16 protein-coding genes are annotated in these 20,785 nt (G+C 73.9%); 8 read left to right on the top strand and 8 right to left on the bottom strand.

The features are described 5' to 3' along the window. Nucleotides 1-49: 49 nt before the first annotated feature. From FHR33_RS10680 to FHR33_RS10695, 4 genes are read left to right on the top strand one after another with little or no spacing between them, the layout of a single operon-like run. On the top strand, nt 50-1,564 hold the full coding sequence (locus FHR33_RS10680) for an ABC transporter substrate-binding protein (RefSeq protein ID WP_183645797.1): 1,515 nt from the start codon (nt 50-52) through the stop codon (nt 1,562-1,564). Beyond that, a complete protein-coding gene (locus FHR33_RS52540; protein WP_183645798.1) occupies nt 1,540-2,460 on the top strand; it encodes an ABC transporter permease in 921 nt (306 codons plus the stop codon). Before FHR33_RS10680 ends, FHR33_RS52540 begins: the two co-directional genes overlap by 25 nt. Then, nucleotides 2,457-3,239, top strand: coding sequence for an ABC transporter permease (locus FHR33_RS10690; RefSeq protein WP_183645799.1), 783 nt, complete (start codon nt 2,457-2,459; stop codon nt 3,237-3,239). Before FHR33_RS52540 ends, FHR33_RS10690 begins: the two co-directional genes overlap by 4 nt. Next, nucleotides 3,236-4,579, top strand: a complete 1,344-nt coding sequence (locus FHR33_RS10695) for an ABC transporter ATP-binding protein (RefSeq protein ID WP_183645800.1) — start codon at nt 3,236-3,238, stop codon at nt 4,577-4,579. Before FHR33_RS10690 ends, FHR33_RS10695 begins: the two co-directional genes overlap by 4 nt. Nucleotides 4,580-4,604: 25 nt before the next feature. On the opposite strand, the gene FHR33_RS10700 is transcribed toward FHR33_RS10695, so the two are convergent. Genes FHR33_RS10700 through FHR33_RS10730 form a run of 7 tightly spaced genes read right to left on the bottom strand, consistent with a single transcriptional unit; the run spans nt 4,605 to nt 13,066 of the window. After that, nucleotides 4,605-5,240: a TetR/AcrR family transcriptional regulator gene (locus FHR33_RS10700; protein WP_183645801.1), complete on the bottom strand. Its 636-nt coding sequence runs from the start codon at nt 5,238-5,240 to the stop codon at nt 4,605-4,607. Between the two features lie 52 nt (nt 5,241-5,292). Then, nucleotides 5,293-7,341: a mannosyltransferase YkcB-related protein gene (locus FHR33_RS10705; RefSeq protein ID WP_183645802.1), complete on the bottom strand. Its 2,049-nt coding sequence runs from the start codon at nt 7,339-7,341 to the stop codon at nt 5,293-5,295. Then, nucleotides 7,338-8,510: a bifunctional glycosyltransferase family 2/GtrA family protein gene (locus FHR33_RS10710; RefSeq protein WP_183645803.1), complete on the bottom strand. Its 1,173-nt coding sequence runs from the start codon at nt 8,508-8,510 to the stop codon at nt 7,338-7,340. Before FHR33_RS10710 ends, FHR33_RS10705 begins: the two co-directional genes overlap by 4 nt. A 45-nt stretch (nt 8,511-8,555) precedes the next feature. Next, nucleotides 8,556-9,920 (bottom strand): sensor histidine kinase, encoded by a 1,365-nt coding sequence (locus FHR33_RS10715; RefSeq protein WP_183645804.1) that lies wholly within the window; start codon nt 9,918-9,920, stop codon nt 8,556-8,558. Beyond that, nucleotides 9,917-10,615, bottom strand: coding sequence for a response regulator transcription factor (locus FHR33_RS10720; RefSeq protein ID WP_183645805.1), 699 nt, complete (start codon nt 10,613-10,615; stop codon nt 9,917-9,919). The genes FHR33_RS10715 and FHR33_RS10720 overlap by 4 nt, the downstream gene beginning before the upstream one ends. A 33-nt stretch (nt 10,616-10,648) precedes the next feature. Beyond that, nucleotides 10,649-12,142: a phytoene desaturase family protein gene (locus FHR33_RS10725; protein WP_183645806.1), complete on the bottom strand. Its 1,494-nt coding sequence runs from the start codon at nt 12,140-12,142 to the stop codon at nt 10,649-10,651. Nucleotides 12,143-12,175: 33 nt separating this feature from the next. Continuing rightward, on the bottom strand, nt 12,176-13,066 hold the full coding sequence (locus tag FHR33_RS10730) for a LysR family transcriptional regulator (RefSeq protein WP_183645807.1): 891 nt from the start codon (nt 13,064-13,066) through the stop codon (nt 12,176-12,178). 70 nt (nt 13,067-13,136) lie between these two features. Here FHR33_RS10730 and FHR33_RS10735 point away from each other — a divergent pair, with 70 nt between their 5' ends. From FHR33_RS10735 to FHR33_RS10750, 4 genes are all read left to right on the top strand, one after another. Continuing rightward, nucleotides 13,137-14,138, top strand: a complete 1,002-nt coding sequence (locus FHR33_RS10735; protein WP_183645808.1) for a YeiH family protein — start codon at nt 13,137-13,139, stop codon at nt 14,136-14,138. Nucleotides 14,139-14,233: 95 nt separating this feature from the next. Continuing rightward, nucleotides 14,234-15,160: a pseudouridine-5'-phosphate glycosidase gene (locus FHR33_RS10740; RefSeq protein ID WP_183645809.1), complete on the top strand. Its 927-nt coding sequence runs from the start codon at nt 14,234-14,236 to the stop codon at nt 15,158-15,160. Next, nucleotides 15,157-16,083, top strand: coding sequence for a carbohydrate kinase family protein (locus tag FHR33_RS10745; protein ID WP_183645810.1), 927 nt, complete (start codon nt 15,157-15,159; stop codon nt 16,081-16,083). The genes FHR33_RS10740 and FHR33_RS10745 overlap by 4 nt, the downstream gene beginning before the upstream one ends. A gap of 68 nt (nt 16,084-16,151) precedes the next feature. Then, nucleotides 16,152-18,623 (top strand): hypothetical protein, encoded by a 2,472-nt coding sequence (locus FHR33_RS10750; protein WP_183645811.1) that lies wholly within the window; start codon nt 16,152-16,154, stop codon nt 18,621-18,623. 17 nt (nt 18,624-18,640) lie between these two features. Here the strand turns inward: FHR33_RS10750 and FHR33_RS10755 are convergent, their stop codons facing one another. Then, nucleotides 18,641-20,758 carry an SUKH-4 family immunity protein gene (locus FHR33_RS10755; RefSeq protein WP_183645812.1) on the bottom strand — a complete coding sequence of 706 codons (2,118 nt, stop codon included), beginning with the start codon at nt 20,756-20,758 and terminating at the stop codon, nt 18,641-18,643. Nucleotides 20,759-20,785 lie beyond the last annotated feature (27 nt).

Genomic DNA, 20,785 nt, shown 5'->3' on the forward strand with positions numbered 1-20,785 from the left:
GGCCGGAGCGCATTGACAATGGTTTTCATTGGCTGCATTGTCATGGTCCATGTCGATTGATGTGAAGCGGCCGTTCCTTGCCGTCGCCCTGCTGGCCTCGCTGGCCGCGTGCGGCGCTCAGGAGCCCGTGGCGCAGGCACGGCTGCGGGTGGTCACGCCGTACAGCGTGAAGAGCCTCGACCCGATCAAGCAGGGGTTCTGGGCCTCGGAGTGGGGCTACGGCGAGCTGCTCATGCGCCCGACGGAGCGCGGCACGGTGGAACCGTGGCTGCTGGCCTCGCTGAGCAGGCAGGGCGAGTCGGCGTGGACGCTCACATTGCGGCAGGGGGTGCGCTTCCAGAGCGGCAGGACGCTGGACGCGGTCGCGCTCAAGGAGCTGATGGAGGCGCATCTGGCGCGGAACCCGGCCGTCAGGTCGGCGCTGGAGGGCGCGAAGGTCGCCGTGACCGGGCCGCTGGCCGTACGGCTGGAGACCGCGGAGCCCGTGGCCAACCTGCCGAGCCTGCTGGCCGACGAGAGCATGTTCTCCGTCTTCGACGTGGCCAGCGGAACCTTCACCGGACCCTTCGAGGTGAAGAGCCTCGACTCGCGGAAGCTGGTGCTGGCGAGGGACCCCGGCTACTGGGGAGGGAAGGTGCGCCTCGACGGGGTGGAGGTGCGGTTCGTGCCCGACGGGCAGGCGCGCACGCTCGCCGTCCGCAGCGGCGAGGCCGATCTGGCCTTCTACCCCCCGACCGACGCGCTGCGGACGCTGAAGGGCGACGCGCGGGTCTCGATCAGGGAGGCGGCGCTGGCGACGGGGCAGTTACGCGGCTTCCTCAACGTGCGCAAGGCCCCCCTCGACGACTCCAGGGTCCGGCGGGCGCTGTCGCTCGCCGTGGACAGGAAGGAGCTGGCCGAGACGGTGATGGACGGCTTCTACCGCACACCCTCCGGCGTCTACCCCGAGGCGCTGCCGTACTCCGTCAAGAACCTGCGCACCGAGCTGCCCGCGGCCGAGCGCCTGCTGGAGGAGGCGGGATGGCGCAGGGGCGCCGACGGCACCAGGGCCAGGGACGGCAGGCCCCTGGCGATCACGATCAACGCCTACTCGCCGCAGCCCGACACCAAGCCGCTGGCCGTGGCCATGCAGGCGCAGCTGGCGAAGGCGGGCTTCCTGGTGAAGGTCGCCGAGGTGCCCGAGAACTACGCCGCGATGCGCTCGGCCGACGGCTGGGACGTCGGGCTGAGCTTCGACGGCTCGCTGTCCTACGGCTTCGACCCCGTCGCGCCACTGGCGCAGATGATGCGCACGAAGGGCCCTCGCAACCTCGGCGGGATCGCCGACCCCGGCCTCGACCAGGTCATCGACGGGCTCGCGGGCGCCTTCGAACCGGCCGAGCGCGACAGGCTGCTGCGCGAGGCGCAGCGCGTCGCGGTGGAGGAGCAGGCCTACCACCTGATCGTCGTGGACAGGGTGCCCAGGGTCGTGGCCGGTCCCCGCTACCGCGACTACCGGCCCTCGTCGGTCCTGCTGCACCTCGACGCCTCCACGGCTCCGTGCGGCGACTCCTGCGGCTCCTAGCGTCGGCGGCGGGCACGCTGCTGGCCGCCAGCCTGCTGGTCTGGGGACTGGCCGAGCTGTCGCCCGGCGATCCCGCGCGACAGGTGCTGCTGTCCAGGGGCGTGGCCGTCCCCGTCGAGACGCAGATCGAGGCGGTACGCGCCGAGCTGGGCCTCGGCGACGCCGCGCCCGTCAGGTACGCCCGCTGGCTCGGCGGCGCGCTCACCGGCGACCTGGGCTCCTCCTGGCGCACGGGCAGGCCCGTCACCGCCGAGCTCGGCGAGCGGCTGCCCGCCACGCTGCGCCTGTGCCTGACGGCGGTGGCGCTGGCGATCCTGCCCGCCTTCGCCCTGGCCTTCGCCGGCGCCCTCGGCCGCCACCGCTGGCCCGACGCGCTGTCGAGGGGCGTGATGTTCGCCGGCGCCGCCGTGCCGTCCTTCCTGCTGGGGGTGGCGCTGCTGGAAATCGTGGTGGTGCGCTGGGGCGTCGGGAGGGTCGTGGCCGACGGCGGATGGGCCGACACCCCGCTGCCTGCCGCCACCCTCGCCGCGGGAATCGTCGCGCAGTGGGCGCGGGTGACCAGAGGGGCGCTGATCGACGCGGCGAGCGCGCCCTTCGCCGACGTCTCTCGCGCCCGGGGCTCGGGCGAGCTGCGCGTGCTGCTGGTCCACGGCCTCCCGCACGCCGCTCCCCCGCTGCTGGCCGTCGCGGGCATGACCGTCGGCGGGCTGCTGGCAGGGGCGGCCGTGGTCGAGAGCGTCTTCACCTGGCCGGGCGTGGGGCGCCTGCTGGTGGAGGCCATCACCGCCAGGGACCTGCCGGTGGTCCAGGGCTGCGTGCTCGCCGGCGTGCTGGCCTTCCTGGCGGGCGCGGTCGCCGCCGACCTGGCCACCCGTGCGGGAGACCCACGCCTGTGAGAGCCTCCCTGCTCGCCGGTACTGCCGCCGCCGCGCTGCTCGCCGTCCTGGCGCTGGCGGGCCCCCTGGCGCTTCCCGACCCTGACCTGCCCGACTACGCGGCCAAGCTGCTGCCGCCCAGCGCCGCCCACCCCCTCGGCACCGACCAGCTCGGCAGGGACGTGCTCGCGCGCCTGGCGAGCGGGGCCAGGGTGACGCTGGGCGCGGCGCTGGCCGTCACCACGCTCGGCGCGGCGATCGGCGTCGTCGCGGGAGGCGTGGCCGGATACGCGCGCGGGCCCGTCGACGCGGCGATCTCCAGGGTGGTGGACGTCCTGCTGGCCGTGCCGAGCACGCTGGTCGCGCTCGCCGTGGTGGGCGCGCTCGGTCCTGGGCTGGTCCATCTGGTGCTGGCCATGTCGGTCGCCGCGTGGGCCCCCGTGGCCAGGCTCACCCGCTCGCACGTGCTCACCGCCGCCACCAGGCCGGACGTCGTCGCCGCCAGGATGGCGGGCGTCGGGCGCGGTCGCGTCGTGCTCGGCCACGTGCTCCCCGGCGCCTTCCTGCGGGTGCTCGCCGTGGCGGCGCTGGGGCTCGGCGAGACGATCATCGGGCTGTCCGGCCTGTCCTTCCTGGGTCTCGGCGCGCAGCCGCCCACCGCCGAGTGGGGGCAGATGCTCGCCGAGAGCCGCTACGACCTGGCCTCCTCACCCTGGCTCCTGGCGGGGCCCGGCGTGGCGATCCTTGTCGCGGTCAGCGCCGCGGGACTGCTCAGCGACTGGCTGGGTGAGCGGCTGTGAGCCCGGCGCTGGAGGTGTCAGGGCTCTCCGTGACCTATCGGGACGGCACGCGGGCGCTGCGCGGCGTCTCTCTCACCGTGGAGGCCGGCGAGCGGCTGGCCGTCGTCGGAGCATCGGGGAGCGGGAAGTCCACGCTGGCGCGCGCCGTCCTCGGGTTGCTGCCGCGCGGCGCCCTCGCCGAGGGGTCGATCCGCACCGACGGCAGGCCCGGATACGTCGCGCAGGACCCCTTCACCGCGTGCGACCCGCTGCGGACGGTCGGGCACCACGTGCGGGAGGCGTGGCGGGCGGCGGGGCTGCGGGCGCCGCAGGGAGCCGCCGAGGCGGCGGTGGCGGCGCTCTCGCTGGAGGTGGCCGCGCTGGCCGAGCATCCGCACCAGTGGTCGGGCGGCATGCTGCAGCGCGCCTCGATCGCGGCGGCGGGCGCGCTGTCACCCGCTCTCACCGTCGCCGACGAGCCGACCAGCGCGCTCGACGCCGACCTGGCCGACGAGGTGATGGCGGCGCTGGGAAGGTCGGCGGGAGCGCTGCTGGTGATCACTCACGATCTGCGGCTGGCCGCGCGCTGGGCCTCACGGGTGGCGGTGCTGTGCGAGGGCGGCGTCGTGGAGACGGGGCCCGCCGATCGGCTGCTGGCCGATCCGCGGCATCCGCACACGCGGGCGCTGGTGGCGGCGCTTCCCTCCGCGTCGGGCGGGCGCGCCGCCCCCCAGGGGCCCGCGCTGGTGGAGGCGCGCAACCTCGCCCGGAGCTACGGCGCCCGCGCCGCCGTCAGGGACGCCTCCCTGGCGATCGGCGCCGGTCAGGTGGTGGGCGTGCACGGCAGGTCGGGGTCGGGCAAGTCCACGCTGCTGCGGCTGCTGGCAGGGCTGGAGCCGCCCGACGCGGGGACGCTCCGCCTGCCGGAGCGGCGGCCCGGCTGGGTGATGCCCGTCTTCCAGGACGCCAGAGCCAGCCTGGATCCGCTGTGGCCAATCTGGCGCACGATCACCGAGCCGCTCACCGGCCTGCGAGCGGCGCGGCGGCGCGCCAGGGCCGTCGAGGCGCTCGCCTCGGTCGGGCTCGGCCACCTCGATCCGCGCACCAGACCTGGACGGCTGTCGGCGGGACAGTGCCAGCGGGTGGCGATCCTGCGAGCGGTGATGGCGGCTCCGGCGCTGGTGGTGGCCGACGAGCCGACCTCCGGGCTGGACACGGTGGCGGCGGGCAGGGTCGCGGGCCTGCTGCGCGAGGTGGCGGAGGGGGGAACGGCCGTCGTGGTCGTCAGCCACGACCTCGACCTGCTCGGCGGGCTCTGCGACGACGTCCACGAGATCCGCGACGGCGTCATGACGCCCTGACCCGCGGGGCAGAGGGCCGGGGCGGCTAACCGGAGAAGGCGTCGGGTGAGATGCCGACCTCGCGGGCGGCGGCCATGTGGGCGTGCTCGAGCAGCCGGCCCCTCGACAGCACCGAGGGGTGCAGGGTGTACCTGATGATCAGCCCGTCGAGCATCGCGTCGATGCGCTCGGCGGCGCCCGCCGGGTCCTCGCAGGTGAAGTCGCCTTCCGCGACCCCCGCCGAGATCACCTGCTCGAGCGCGCGCAGCCAGGTCGTCTCCAGCTCCAGGACGATCTGGCGGACCGCGCTCTCGCGCAGCGCGGCGTTCCATGCGTCGATCCAGAGCAGCCAGCTCTGGTCGGAGCGCGACTGCGGGATGTAGAAGCGCAGCACCCTGTCGAGACGTTCGGCGGCGCTGCCCTCGCCGGTGACGAGCTGGTCGAGCCTGGCGCTCTCGATGTCGAGCGTGGCCCGCAGCATGGCGGTGATCAGCTCGTCCTTGGTGGCGAAGTGGTAGTGGATGAGCCCGCCGCTGACGTTGACCGCCTTGGCGATGTCGGCGACCCGGGTGTTGGCCAGGCCGCGTTCGAGCACGACCCTGCGCGTGGCCTCCAGCAGCTCGGCCCTGCGCTGGTCAGCCTGGTCCGCCCTGCTGCCTCGGGCACTGTCCGCACGTCGCACCGGCCAAGAGTAGCCGATACGGACATACGTCCAGCGCCCGAGGCGGCGGAGGTCAGGGGGCGCAGAGGTACAGGCCGTCCTGGCCGTCCACCGCCGCGCAGGTGGCCCGCACCCAGTCGGTGACCTCGCTGTCACCCCTGCCGGGACCGCCGCGCGCGTCGTCCGCCATGACGTACTTGAGGCGGCCGGAGGCGACGAGCTCCTTGAGCCCCTGGACGGTCAGCGCGGGGTCCCTGCCGGTGAAGCCGCCCATCGCGATGACCGGCTCGCCGGTCTCCAGGATGATCGGTGCGGCCTGCCTGGCGCTGCCGACGGCGACCAGCCAGGTGGCCGTCCCCTGGTTCTGCTCCAGGTAGGCGATCAGCGCGCTGCTGACGCCGCCACCTGGACCGCTCCTCGCCTGTCCCGCCTGACCGGGTGGCGCCTCCATCGCGCGCGTCCCGCCGTCCGCGCCGGGGCCGCCACGCATCGCGCCGAAGCCCGCACCGAAGCCCGAGCCCGACGAGGGGCCCGCCGTCGGGTTGGTGCCGTTGATCGGCGATCGCAAGGGGGTCACCGCGTACGCGGCCGGCCCCGCCAGCCCCGCGAGCAGCGCCGCCACCACCGCGACCGCGGCCACTCTCGCGGCGGCCGCTCCCCCTGCCCCGGCCTCCGCTTTCGCGGCCCTCCCGCGTGCGAGACGCGCCCCCACCAGCCCGGCCACCGCGGCCACGCCGGCGGCCGCCACCGCCCACGCCAGCCACGGGACGAACTCGGGCGTACGGCGCAGCACCACGAACGACCACGCCCCCGTCGCCGCGACCGCGAGGGGCAGGACCCACCACCACGCGGAGCGCCGGTAGGCCCGCCACATCAGCACCGCGCCCATCCCTGTCACGGCCGCCACTGCCGGAGCCATGGCGGTGGAGTAGTACGGGTGGAAGGTGCCGCTGGAGAAGCTGAACACCACGTGGTGCACGGCCAGCCATCCGCCCCACACCAGCCAGGCCGCCCTGTTCACCCTCAGCCCTCCGCGCTCTCCGAGGGCGCTGACGGAGGAGCGGTCCTCGCCGGCGACCGCCCGCGTGCCGAGGGTGCGCCAGGTCGCCGCCGCCAGCAGCAGCGCCAGGGCGCAGAACGGCAGCAGCCACGAGATCTGTCCTGCCATCGTGTCGTTGAACAGCCTGCCCGCGCCCGACTCCCCGCCGAAGGAGGCGCCGCCGCCCCTGCCGCTGCCCCCGAAGCCCCGGCCGAAGATCCGGCCCAGCCCGTTGTAGCCGATGACCAGGTCCCACACCGAGTTGTCGGTGGAGCCGCCGACGTAGGGGCGCGACGAGGTGGGCCACAGGTCGACGATCACCATCCACCAGGCGCTGGAGGCCACCAGCACGGCCCCCGCGGCCAGGAGGTGCCCCAGCCTGCGCGGGAACGGCGCCGCCGCGCACGTGACGTAGGCCAGGGCGAGGGCGGGCACCACGAGGTAGGCCTGCAGCATCTTGGTGTTGAAGCCCAGCCCGACCAGCAGCGCGCACAGCAGCAGCGCCCGCGGTCCGCCCCGCCTGATCGCCTCCAGCGCCAACCAGGCCGCCGCCACCAGGAGCAGGACGAGGATCGTGTCGGGGTTGTTGTCGCGGTTGATCGCCACCGTGATCGGCGTCAGCGTCATCACCACCGCCGAGAGCAACGCCGCCGCGTGCGCGGCGCCCGGCCTTTCGGGGGGAAGGCTCCGCCGTACGGCCGAGTGGGCCAGGGCCACCGTGACCACGCCCGCCACCGCCTGTGGCAGCAGCATGCTCCAGGTGCCGAAGCCGAAGATCCGCGCGGACAGCCCCATGACCCACAGCGCGAAAGGCGGTTTATCCACGGTGATGAACGAGCCGGAGTCCAGGGCGCCGAAGAAGAAGGCCTTCCAGCTCTTCGTGCCCGACAGGATCGCCGCCGAGTAGTACTCGTTGGCCATGCCGCTCAGCGCCCACGCGTAGAGCGCGAAGGCGAGGCCGAGCACGCCCCACAGCGCGGGTCTCGCCCAGCGGGGCTCCCGCTCGGGCCCGAGGACGACGCGGGCCAGGCGGCCCCTTCCCGGTGCGGCCCCGTGCGAGGCAGGCAGCGTGGTGACGGTCATCGGGAGCTCCTCCTGTCGGGGTTGAAGACCCACACCCGCAGCAGCAGGAAGCGGACCAGGGTGGCCAGCCCGTTGGCGACGATCACCGCCACCAGCTCGACCCGGTGCGGCGCGCCCGAGGGGAGCAGGGCCAGGCCGCCGGTGGTCAGCGCGAGGCCCACCAGGAAGGCGATCAGGCCCTCGACCTGGTGGCGGATCGCGCCCGCGCTCCCCTTCACGCCGAAGGTGAAGCGCCTGTTGGCGGCGGTGTTGGCCACGGCCGTCACGAACAGCGCCACCGCGTTGGCGACGTAGGCGGGGGCCACGAGCCTGAGCAGCGAGTAGAGCAGCAGGTAGGACAGCGTGCTGACGATGCCGATGACCACGAAGCTGGGCAGCTGCCGCGCCATGCCCTTGGGCAGCCGCGCCTGCTGGACGCGCGCGGGCACGGGCAGGTTGGCCGCGCCCGACAGCGCCTTGCGGGCCACCCTGGCCATGCCCCTGAGGTCGTCGGCGGCCGTCCTGACGATGTCGACCCTGCTGTCCGGGTCGTCCACCCAGTCGACGGGCACCTCGTGGATGCGCAGGCCGTGCCGCTCGGCCAGGAGCAGCAGCTCGGTGTCGAAGAACCACTCCTGGTCCTCGACAGCGGGCAGCAGCGCCTGGGCGATCTCGGTGCGGGCAGCCTTGAATCCGCACTGCGCGTCGGAGAAGCCCGCCCCCATCACGCCGCGCAGCAGCAGGTTGTAGGTGCGCGAGAGGAACTCCCTCTTCGGCCCCCGCACCACGTTGGCCGTCCTGACCAGGCGGGTGCCGATGGCCAGGTCGCTGTGGCCCGACAGCAGCGGCGCCACCAGCGGGAGGAAGGCGTCGAGGTCGGTGGACAGGTCGACGTCCATGTAGCTGACCACGTCGGCCTCGCTGGCCGCCCACACCTGCCGCAGCGCCCGTCCCCGCCCCTTCTCCTCCAGGTGGACGGCGTTCACCTCCGGGTGGCACGCGGCCAGCTCCTGGGCGATCTGCCAGGTGGTGTCGGAGCTGGCGTTGTCGGCGATCGTGATGCGGAAACCGTAGGGAAAGGACCCTGCGAGGTAGCCGTGCAGCCGCTCGATGCTCGCCCGCAGCGCCCGCTGTTCGTTGTGGACGGGAACGACCACCTCGACCAGCCGCGTCTTGACTGCTGTCTTCATGGTTCCAAGGTCTCGGGTGCGACTTGGACCTGACTGAGCCGGCGATTAAGACTGACTGAGAACCGGTGAACCGGGCAGCCGAATCCAGGCCACGGCGCCGCCACCTGCGGCGTTGTCCAGCCGCACCTGTCCCCCCGCCTCCTTGACGGCCTGCGCCACGATCGCCAGCCCGAGCCCCGAACCCGGCAGGCTGCGGGCGGACGGCGAGCGCCAGAACCGCTCGAAGACGTGCGGCAGCTCCTCGGCGGGGATGCCCGGCCCGTGGTCACGGACCGTCAGCTCGCCCTCGTGCAGCGCGACCTCGACCTTGCCGCCCGGGCTGAACTTGGCGGCGTTGTCGAGCAGGTTGACGACGGCGCGTTCGAGCGAGGAGGGGTTGCCCTCGACGTACCAGGGTGCGAGGTCGGTGGTGACGTCCGCGCCGCGCAGCCTGGCGCGCGCGACCGCGGCGCTGACGACGTCGTGGAAGGCCAGCTCGACGTGCGGCTCGTGGTCGCCCTCGCCGCGCGAGAGCTGAAGCAGGTCGCCGACGAGCGTGGACAGCTCCTCGAACTGGGCCTTGACGTTGACGAGCAGGCGCTCCTTGGCCTTGGGCTCGATGGCCCTGCCGGTGTGCTCGCTGCGCAGCAGCAGGTCGATGTTGGTGCGCAGGCTGGTGAGAGGGGTGCGCAGCTCGTGTCCCGCGTCGGCGACGAGCTGCTGCTGGCGGTCGCGGGAGCCGGCCAGGGCGGCGGTCATCGCGTTGAAGGAGCGGCTGAGGCGGGCGATCTCGTCGGTGCCCTCGACGGGGATCGTCGTGTTGAGATCCTCGGTCTGGGCGATGTGCTCGACGGCCTTGGTGAGCCTGCCGACGGGCCGCAGAGCGGTACGCGAGACGAGCAGCCCGGCCGAGGCCGCCCCGAGCACCCCGATCGCCGCCACCACGGCCAGGATCAGGGCGAGGTTGCGCAGCGTGCTCTGCATCTGGTAGGTGTAGCGGCCCTCCAGGATCACTATGCCGCTCGGCGCGCCCGGCGCGCGGTCAGGGGGCCGCTCGAAGGTCGCCATCACGCGCACCGGCTTGCCGTCGGTCGTGGTGCCGAAGCGGAAACCCGGCCTGCCGTGGTTGCCGAACACGAGCCTGTCCTGGGGTTCGACCTTGATCGGTGGGCCGAGCGAGCACGTCGTGCCGTCCTCGAACAGGACCGTGGCGATCCCCGAGAAGGGGTCGGAGGTCCCCGCCTCCTCGCAGTTGTCGACGAGCCAGCGCTTGTTCGAAGGGCTCTCGGGCTCGGCCAGCGCGTGGTCGAGCTGGGCGTAGAGCTCCCTGTTGACGATGAACCAGCACAGTCCCGCCGAGGCCGCGATCGCCACCGCCACCGCCACCGTGACCAGCAGCGTCAGCCGCGACCTCAGGCTGCGCCGTCTCACGCGGCGGCTCTCAGCACGTACCCCACCCCGCGCACGGTGTGGATCAGCCGGGGCTCACCCTCGGCCTCCAGCTTGCGCCGCAGATACATCACGTAGACGTCCAGCGAGTTGGAGGAGGGCTCGAAGTCGAACCCCCACACCTCCTCGAGGATCTGCTCCCTCGTCAGCACCTGGCGCGGATGGGTGAGCAGCAGCTCCAGCAGCAGGTACTCGGTCCTGGTCAGGTCGAGCCGCCGCGCGCCCCTGGTCACCTCGCGGGTGGCGGGCTCCATCCGCAGGTCGCCGAAGGCCAGCGCGCCGCTGTCGGAGCCGCCGCCGCCGAGCGAGCTGCGCCGCAGCAGGGCCCGGACCCTGGCCAGCAGCTCGTCCAGCTCGAAGGGCTTGACGAGATAGTCGTCGGCGCCCGCGTCGAGCCCCGAGACCCGGTCGCCGACGGCGTCGCGGGCGGTGAGCATGAGGACGGGCACGTGGTTGCCTCCCGCGCGCAGCCTGCGGCAGGCGGTCAGGCCGTCCAGCCTGGGCATCATGACGTCGAGGAGCACGGCGTCGTAGCCCTCGCGCGCCAGCTCCTCCAGCGCGGCCTGGCCGTCGGAGACGGTGGCGACCCGGTAGCCCTCGAACTCGAGGCTCGACTGCAGCGCCTCCCTCAGCGCGGGCTCGTCGTCGACCACCAGCAACCGTGCGCCATCACTCATGGTCACCAACGGTAGACCGGCTTCATGAGAACGTCATGAAGGTCCGGTCAGAAGTGCCATCGCGGCGTTGTGTCCCGGGATGCCGCTGACGCCTCCTCCGCGCCGCGCTCCCGCGCCGCACAGCAGGATCCGCGGGTGCTCGGTCTCGACGCCCCACCGGCCCGCCTCGCCGTAGGGCCAGCTGAGGTCCTGGTGGAAGATGTGCCCGCCGGGCAGGCCCGCCTCCCGTTCCAGGTCGAAGGGGGTCTTGGCCTCGATGCACGGGGTGCCGTCGGGCGCGAGGAGCAGGCAGTCCTCGAGGGGCTCGGCCAGGACGGAGTTGATCGACCGCAGCGTCGCCGCCACCGCTTCATCGCGATATTTCGGGAAAAGTCGGGCGGGCATGTGGAGGCCGAAGAGGGTCATCGTCTCGGCCTTCAGCCCGGGGCCCAGGATCGACGGATCGGTCAGCGAATGGCAGTAGACCTCGGCGGGCGGCACATCGGGAACCTCGCCGGCGGCCGCCTGCTCGTAGGCGCGGGCCAGCTGGTCGCGTCCCTCGTTGATGTGGAAGGTGCCGCTGAAGGCCTCGCGCGGGTCCACGCTCGCGTCCTTCAGCCTGGGCAGCCTGCTCAGCACCATGTTGACCTTGAGCTGCGCCCCCTCGGGGACGGCCGGCTCCCGTCCCATCAGGCGGTCCAGTACGGCGGGCGGCAGGTTGACCAGGACGTGCGAGCCGTTCACCGCGTGCTCGCCCCCGGCGTCGCGGAAGGTCACCTCGCCCGAGGGGTCGATGCCCACGATCTCGGCGCCGGTCCTGATCTCGGCCCCCGCCTCCCTGGCCGCCGACTCCAGCGCCTGCGTGACCGCGCCCATCCCGCCGACGGGCACGTTCCAGTCGCCGGTGCCGTCGCCGATCACGTGGTAGAGGAAGCACCTGTTGGCCAGCAGATCCTCTGAGGGGTCGGCGAAGGTGCCGATCAGCGCGTCGGTCAGCACCACCCCTCGCACGGTGTCGTCGGCGAACCTCTCGTCGACCGTCTGCCCGATCGGCCTCTCGAACAGGTCGCGCCACGCCACCTCGTCCTCGACCAGCTCGCGCAGCTCCCATGCGGGGCGCAGCGGTTCGAGCAGCGTCGGCGCGACGCGCTCGGCCAGGCGCGCGGTCATGCCGTAGAACTCCCGCCAGGCCCGGTAGTCGGACTCGCCGCCGGTGACCTGGGCGAAGGACGCCCTGGTGCGCTCCTCGTCGGCGTTGTCGACCAGCAGGCCGCCGTTCCCCACGGGGGTGTAGGAGGCGTAGCGGCGGCCGCGCAGCTGGAGGCGCAGCCTCAGGTCCTTGACGACCTTCGTGGGCAGCAGGCTGACGAGGTAGGAGTAGCGCGAGAGGCGGGCGTCCACGCCGGGGAAGGCCCTGGTGGAGATGGCCAGGCCACCGACGTGGTCCTGCCGCTCGAGCACGAGCACCCTGCGGCCCGCCCTCGCCAGGTAGGCGGCTGCGACCAGGCCGTTGTGCCCTGCGCCTGCGATCACGACATCGTACGACATACGTCCTATTTGTCCTGGATGGCCGGCGAATCGTCAAGGCCGGGAGGCGATCGCCAGCAGCGTCGCGGCCGGCCCCGTCAGCGTCCTGCCGCGCCGCCAGACCGCGCGCAGGCTGCGCACCAGGTTGAGGCCGGCCAGCGGCACCTCGACCAGCCGTCCTGTGGCCAGCTCCGCCTCCACCGCGTGCCCGCTCAGCACCGCGGGCGCCGAGCCCGCCTGCGCCGCGCCCTTGACCGCGGAGTTCGACCCCAGCTCCAGCCGGGGGCAGGCCACGTGCTGCCCCGCGAAGGCCAGGTCGAGCGTCTCCCTGGTGCCCGACCCCGGCTCGCGCACCACCAGCGGGGTGGCCGCCAGCTCCGCCACTCTCAGCACCGTACGGCGGCGCGCCCACGGATGCGCGGGAGCGACCACGACCACCAGCCTGTCGGTGGCCACCACCCTGCTGGCCAGGCCGTCGGGCACCGTCGGCCCCTCCACGAACCCCAGCTCGACCTTCTCGCCCAGCACCCTGGCCGCCACGTCGGTGGAGTTCATGACGTCGAGACCGACCTGGATGTCGGGCTCGCGTGCCTGCAGCTCGCCCAGCCAGCGCGGCACCAGGTACTCCGCCACCGTCATGCTGGCCGCGACGTGCAGCTGCGCGGCCTCGCCCTGCCGTACGGCCTCGACGCCGCGCATCAGCTCGCGGGCGGCGGCCAGCACGTGGGCCGCCCAGCCCGCGACCATCCTGCCCTCCGCGGTGAGCGCCGAGCCGCGCGGCGTGCGCTCGAGCAGCGGCACGCCGAGGCGGCGTTCGAGGCGGGCGATGCGCTTGCTGGCCGAGGGCTGCGCGATGCCCGCGGCCCTGGCCGCCTGGCCGAGGCTGCCCAGCTCGCCCACGTCGACCAGGAGCTGCAGGGACTCCAGGTCGGGGAGTTCACTCATAGCCTCAGGCTATGACCTCCCAGGCAAGATCGGTCTACTGGCCGTCTCCACGGGGCCGAACACTGGGACCATGACCCTCACCGCCGGCGCTCCCCCCGCCGCAGGACGGCTCCTGCCTGGTCTCGCCCTCACCGCCGCCGCGGTGGCCGTCGCCCTGGTGGTCAACAGGCTGGTGCCCATGCTCAGCCCCGCGGTCGTCGCCGTGGCGCTGGGTGCCGCCCTCGCCAACACCGCGGGGATCGGCGCTTCGGTCGCGCCCGGCGTCAGGTTCGTCTCCCGCACGGTGCTGCGGACCGCGATCGTCCTGCTGGGCCTGCAGATCGCGCTGCCCGACGTGCTGGCGCTCGGCTGGCAGCCCATCGCCGTCATCGCGCTGGCCACGGGGCTGACCTTCACGATCACCCCGCTGATCGGCCGGCGCCTCGGCCTGTCCCCCGGCACCTCGCTGCTGGTCGCCACGGGCGTGTCCATCTGCGGCGCGGCGGCCGTGGCGGGGATGCACGAGGCCACGGGCGGCGAGGGCGGCGTCAGCGACGACGACGACGCGGCCGGCGCGCTGAGCGTGGTGGTGCTGTACGGCACGGCGCTGATCGTGCTGTTGCCCCTCACCGCGTCGTGGCTGGGCCTGTCGGCGCGGCAGCTCGGTGTGTGGACGGGCGCCTCGGTGCACGAGGTCGCCCAGGTGGCGGCGATCGGGGCGGCCACGGGCGGCGCCGTCCTCGCGGTCGCGGTCACGGTGAAGCTGGCCAGGGTGGTGCTGCTGGCCCCGCTCGTCGCGCTGACCACGCTGCGCACGGGCCTGTCCCGCCGGCGCTCGGCCCCGCTGGTCCCGCTCTTCGTGCTCGGGTTCCTGCTCATGGTGGCCGTACGGAGCACCGGCCTGGTGCCGCACGCCGTCACCGACGTGGCGCCCAGGATCAGCGGCCTGCTGCTCGCCGCCGCGCTGTTCGGCCTGGGCACCGGCATCGACGCCCGCAAACTCCTCAGGGGCGGCAGGGCGCTGCTGCTCGGCGCGATCTCCACGGCGCTGATCGGCGCGATCTCCCTCGCCCTCGTGGCACTGTTCGTCTGACCTTGGGTAACCTGCTCCTTTTGGAACAATCCCCGGCCATTGCCCCGTTCCAGAAGAGACCAGCGCCGGCACGTCCAAGGAGCTCGAACCACCTCATGCCCAGCACCACTGACCCCGCCCTCCGCCCGTCCGCCGAGGTCGCCGAGGCGCTCGCCTCGGGCGCTCCCGTCGTGGCCCTCGAGTCCACGATCATCTCTCACGGGCTGCCGCAGCCGCGGAACCTGGAGGTCGCCAGGGAGCTGGAGGAGATCGTCCGCAAGGCGGGCGCGGTTCCCGCCACCATCGCCGTGCTGGACGGTGTGGCCAGGATCGGCCTGGACGAGGTCGAGCTGGTGCGCATCGCGACCGAGCCTGGCCTTCGTAAGCTGGGCCAGCGCGACCTGCCCGTCGCCGCCGCCCTCGAGGCCAGCGGCGCCACCACCGTCTCGGCGACCTCGTTCCTCGCCGCCCGCGCGGGCATCCGCGTCTTCGCCACCGGCGGCCTCGGCGGCGTGCACCGGGGCTGGACCGAGGAGCAGGACGAGTCCGCCGACCTCGACACGCTGGCCCGCACCCGCATCACCGTCGTCTGCGCGGGCGTGAAGTCGATCCTCGACGTGCCCGCCACGCTGCAGCGCCTGGAGACCCGCGGCGTCACCATCGCGGGGCTGCGCACCGACACCTTCCCCGGCTTCTACCTGCACAGCTCCGGAGAGCCGATCGACTGGCGGATCGAGTCGCCCGAGCAGGCCGCCGCCATCATGCGCGGCCAGGACGCCCTGGGCGGCCCTGAGACCGCGCTGATCATCGCCAATCCGGTGCCCGTCGCCGAGCAGCTCGACCCCGCCCTGCACGACCGCGTGCTGGCCGAGGCGCTGGCCGCCGCCGAGCGCGAGGGCGTCACGGGGCAGGCCATCACCCCGTTCCTGCTGTCGTACCTCGTGCGCGGCACCGACGGCGCCTCCCTCGAGGCCAACCTGGCCGCCGTCCGCGGCAACGTCCGCGTCGCCAGCGACATCGCGGTCGCGTGGTCCGGGAGATGAGCGCAGGGCTCCTGGTGATCGGCGACGTCGTCACGGACGTCGTCGCCCTCCACGGCGCGCCCGTGAGCACCGGCACCGACACCGCGGCCGACATCGTGCTGCGTCCGGGCGGCTCGGGGGCGAACACCGCCTCGTGGGCCGCCCACCTGGGCGCCGACGTCCGTCTGCTCACCAGGGTCGGCTTCGACACCGGCGAATGGCACACCGCCGAGCTGACCAAGGCGGGCGTGCGCCCGCACGCCCGCGTCGACCCCGACCACCCGACCGCCGTGGTCATCGCGATGGTCGACGTCACCGGCGAGCGCTCCATGCTCACCAACAGGGGCGCGGGCGGCCGCATCTCCGCCGACGACTGGTCGCCCGACCTGCTGGACGGCGTGCGCCACCTCCACCTGTCCGGCTACACGCTGTTCGCCGAGCCCGGTCTCCAGCTGGCCAGGCTGGCGATGGCCGCCGCCTCGTCGCTCGGCCTGACGATCAGCGTGGACCCGGCCTCGACCGGCTTCCTGCGCGACTTCGGCGTCGAACGCTTCCTGACCGAGACCGCGCCCGCCGGCCTGATCATTCCCAACAGGGACGAGGCGCTCCTGCTGACCGGCGCCGCCACCCCGCAGGCCGCCGCCTCGGCCCTCAGCCTCAGGTACGGCACGGCGGTGGTGAAGCTCGGCGCGGAGGGCGCGATCCTCGCCACGGAGGGACGCGTAACCGCCGCCACCGCGGGCAGAGAGCGCGACGTGATCGACTCCACCGGCGCAGGCGACGCCTTCGCGGCGGGTTTTCTCACCGCGAGACTCAGGGGCGGCTCTGACCTGGCATCTCTCGAGGCGGGGTGCTCGGCGGGAGCCGACGCGGTGGCCATCGTGGGGGGACGCCCACGGTACGGTTTGGGTTCCAATCGTCTTTACCCTATTCACACCGATTGATAGCTTGCGGCGTAGGCTGCACCATTAGCCACACGCGTCACAACTTTTGGGGAGGATGCGGTCCGCCGATGGACGTCGAGTCATCGATCTGCCTGAGCGACCTGGTCCCTGCGCTGCGCTGGAGCCGTCCTCAGCAGGTCGCCGAAGCCCTGGCCGACCCTCGACTCCCCGCCGGCTGGTGGGGTTCGCTCTCGCTGTCGCGAGCCCTCGGCACCACCGGTGTCGAGTGGATGTGCGAACGGCTCGCGCGGCTCGCGGCCTCCCGCTGGGACCACCTGCCGCTGGCCGACGTGCTGCCCGCGCTGCACGTGCACCAGGTGGACCCGTCCCTGCCCGGCTGGCCCGAACCCGCCCGCACGGTGATCACCGGGCTGGGCGGATGGCGGGTGCTCCGCCGGCTCAGCACGGGCGACCTCGGCGCGCCGTCCTCCTCCGCCTCGACCGAGGTCGTGGTGGGCTCGGTGTTCAGGGAGGTCCTCGGGCGCATCCCCGCGACGTCGGAGGCCCCAGCCGTACGTCCGGCGGGAGCGCTCCCCCAGCGTCCCGCCAACGTCCCCGCCCAGGGGGCGCCTTCGGGCGGGTTCTTCTCGCCCCAGCAGGCCGGCGGTCAGGGGACTCCGTCCCATCCCGGCGCGGCCCATCCCGGCGCGTCCGGTCTCGGCTCTCCCGTGCAGGGGCCCGCCGCGGCGGGCCCGTCCGGCCCTTCGGCTCCCGGCTCGGCCACGCCGGACGCTCCCGGAGTCTCCCGTCCCGGCTCACAGGCTCCCGGGGCCGGCGCTCCTGGCCAGCCCGCGTCTCAGGGCCAGGACCAGGGCGCGCCCCTGCCGCAGCGGCCCGGCGGCCCCGCCTCCACCGGCTCGTTCCCGGGCCAGCCCGGCGGCGGCCCATCGACAGGACCCTTCCCGAACCAGCCTGGCGCCCCCGGCGCGGGCCCCTCGACCGGCTCGTTCCCGAGTCAGCCCGCGGTAGGTCCTTCGACCGGCTCGTTCCCGAGTCAACCCGCCGTCGGTCCCTCCACCGGCTCCTTCCCGAGTCAACCCGCCGTCGGTCCCTCCACCGGCTCCTTCCCGAGTCAACCCGCCGTCGGTCCCTCCACCGGCTCCTTCCCGAGCCGGCCCGCGGTGGGTCCTTCGACCGGCTCCTTCCCGAGCCAGCCCGGTGGCGGGCCTTCCACCGGGTCCTTTCCCGCCGTGGGCCCCTCAAGCGGAGCCTTCCCCGGTCAGGCCGGGCAGCCAGGGCCAGGGTCCAACGGCTCGCACCCGGGCCAGCCGGGCTCGCAGGGCCAGGCCGGCTCGCAGGCCGGTCCCGGCGCGAAGCAGGCGCCGGGCCAGCCCGGACAACCCGGTCAGCCGCATCCTGGTCAGACGGGTCAGCCGGGCCAGGTCTCGCCTTTCGCGCCGCCGTCCCCCAGCTCCTACGCGCCACCCACTTTCGCCGCGCCACCCATCGCGGAGACGCCTGACGACGACTACCCCATGGTGCGCGTCGTCGACGGGCTGTTCCGCTCCTTCGACCGGCTCGAGCTGGCCGTCGCGGTCAATCGCCTGTTCGCCGCCGAGCCCGACACCCTGCGCACCCTCGCCCACAAACTCCTGGTCGACAGGGACGTGCTGTCCCAGGCCCAGCGCACCGCCGAGGAGCGCGTGCTGCACTGGCTGCGCTCCTCCGAGTCCGCGCCGGTGACCGGCCACATGTTCCGTCTCACCGAGTGGCTCGGCACCGCCGCCACCGAGGACCAGCTCATCGGCGCCGACCCTGCCCACCCCGTCATCGTGCCCACCCTGCGCAGCCCGCTGTGGCGGGTGCTCGTCACGCTCATGCCCGACCGTCGTCTGCAGGACGGCTGGCTCGTCGTGGGCGACCTGACAGGACTGCAGGCGCGCACCAGGCAACTGCTCGCGGCCCATCCCGCCGACGCCGACGTCGAGGAGCTGCTGGCCGAGCTCGGCATCAGGCGGCACTCGGCCAAGGCCTGGCTCGACGCGCTGCCCGCCGAGGCGCCCTCCGACGGGCCCAGCGCGCAGCCGGCCGTCCAGCAGCCGCTGCCACGCCGTACGCCCGGGGCCAACGGCCACCACCACAGAGGCGGACAGCCCGTGCCGCCCGCGCCGCCGCAGCAGATCGACCCCAGCGCGGCGCTGGCCACGCTGTCGGCGCTGTCAGGCGGACGCTCTCCCCTGCTCGCCGGCTCCTCCGCGCCGCCGCCTCTGCTGGCGGGCGCGCCCTCCACGCCGCCGCCCCCGCCGCCGAGCCCGACCTCCGATCCGCGCCGGTGGCAGCGCATCGACGTCACGCCCGAGCACCTGCGCGGCGCGCCCGTGGCGGTTCCCGAGGGGTATGCCGCCCAGCTCGGGATGCGCCCCGGCACCCTGCTGTCGGTGACGGGGCCGGGTGACAACGCGGTGGTGCTCGTCTGGCGCGACCAGCAGCCGGTCTTCGACTCGTTGCAGCCCGTGCTGATGCGCCTGAACGCCAGGCCCGGCGACCAGGTGTACGTCACGGTCGACGGCTACCGCCTCGACGCCCAGCTCACCAGCTGACCCTCCCCCCGCCGACGTCACAGGAGGGTGTAGTCGAGCAGGGTCGGCGGCCAGAGCGGCTCGTCGCCCGCCATGGCCTGCGGCTCGTAGGTGTGCAGCTCCAGTACGAGGTCCTCGGCGCACCAGTAGGCCGCGTCGGGGTGGGCGTCCTTGCCGCACCACAGCGCGCGCTCCCGGTGGATCACGTACGCGAAATAGACGTACGACTCGACGTCCCGGTGGGCGACGCGGGCGGTCTCCAGCCCCTCGGGCACCTCGTGGACCAGGCCGGTCCCGCCGTCCATGAAGAGGTACCAGGAGTGCGGCGAGTCGAGCATGAACACCGCGCCCAGGTCGTCTGGAAGGCTGGCGCAGGCGCGCAGCTCCCGCGCGTCCTCCTCGGGCCACGTCTCCGTCATGGGCTTGACGCAGCGCAGGCTGTCGCCCGTCCAGTCCTCCTCGTGCACGCCGTTCGTGGGCAGGCCGACCTCGGCCAGGAACCGGCGGGTGGGCCCGTGGGTGATGGCGGGATGGATCTCCTCCGGCGTCAACCGGATGACGCCGCCCGTGCCGTACAGGCTCTCCAGCAGCTCGCGCGTGACCCTGACCGGGGGCCGGCAGAGCGGGAGCGGCGCGATGCCCTCCGGTCCGCCGGCCAGGCGTTCGTGCCCGGCCAGGTGCAGGCGCGCGTACTCGGGAGGGGACAGCTCCACCGAGACCGGCCAGCCGCGCATGACGGCCGCCAGCTCACGGTGCGCCTCGGGAGGCGGGGCCACGGCCTCGGCCAGGGCGGGCAGGTCCACGGCATACGCGGGCAGGCCCGGCTCGGCGAGGGGCAGATGTTCGGCGGCCTCCGCCACGCCGCGGGCGGCCGCCTCCGGGTCGTCGCGGTGGCGTCCGCAGTGCAGCAGCCGCCAGGTGTACGGGCCGATCGGGGCGAAGGCGAGGGCGAGCGTGCCGACGGCGGCGCGGGCCGCCGCTGACAGGCCGCCCAGCCAGGCGCCCGCCACGCGCTCCGCGATGGGCAGGCCCGGCCCCGGGTCGGCGCCCCGGGCGCGGGCGGCGATGGCGGCGAGCGCCGGGGAGGGGTAGACCTGGTTCGCGGTGAAAGGGGAGCGCCCGGCGCGCTCGGCCGCGTACCACGCGGTGAAGGCGTCCAGGTCGGTGCAGCGCGGGTCGTCCAGGTCCAGCACGAAGACCGGCACGCCGGAAAGCTCGGCCGAGCCGGTCAGACAGGACCGCAGGGCGGCGGGGTCGGGGAACTCCACGAGCAGGCGGACGCGCGGGTCGGCGGCCAGGGGGCGGACCAGCTCGGCGAGGGTGCGTCCGGGGTCGGCGCTGCGATGCGGGTCGGCGAGCGTGACGAGCACGGGCCGGTCGAGGGCGGCCAGCGGACCGGTGAGGGCGCGGCCTGGGCCGGCGTTTTCGTGCGCCGGCGGTCCGTTCGGTTCGTCGCCGTCGAGCCGCAGCTGCCGAGCCAGCTCGCGTACGGCCTCCTCGACCTCCATGCCGCGCAACCAGACGGCGGCCTCGGCCGCGCTCGCGTAGCCCGACCAGTGCCAGACGGTGGAGTGGCTGAACCAGGCCAGCAGCCGGGTCTTGCCCGAGGCGGGCGAGCCGGTGACGACGCAGATCCGCGGCCCGTACGGGTCCTCGCGCCAGCGCAGCAGCGCCCCGGCGGCGGGCGCGCGGCCGGCGGTGGGCTCGTCGCGGATGCCGCGCTCGGGCCGTCGCTCCAGCCAGGCGGGCCGGGAGCCGTCGAGGTAGTCGGGGACCACAGACAGCTCGCAGGAGGCGTGCAGCCCTCCGACGGCCTGCCGGGTCCGGGCGCTGACGGCCTCGTGGTAGTCCGCCATCTGCGCCGCGGTCCTGGCCCACTTCTCCCGCACCGCGCTCACGCACGGTCGGTCCTTGTGCCGGATCAGGCGCATGCCGTCGCCGTCGTGCTCGTCGGCGAGGTCTCGCAGGTGCTCGAAGAAGACCCGCTGGGCCTTCCGCAGCGCGCGGACGTGGTCGCGCAGTGGCCGCACCTCGGGGCGGTCGCCGAGCTCGGCGAGCACTCCGTCGAAGTGGTCCAGCCGGGCGTCCGGCCAGGGCAGGCCGACGACGCGAAAAGCGCCGGAGAGGTCTCGGGGGAGGTCGCGCGGTAGATCCATGGCTGCGACGAGCGTAACGCATCGTGA

This window comes from Nonomuraea dietziae (assembly GCF_014195505.1).
Lineage (GTDB): Bacteria > Actinomycetota > Actinomycetes > Streptosporangiales > Streptosporangiaceae > Nonomuraea > Nonomuraea roseola.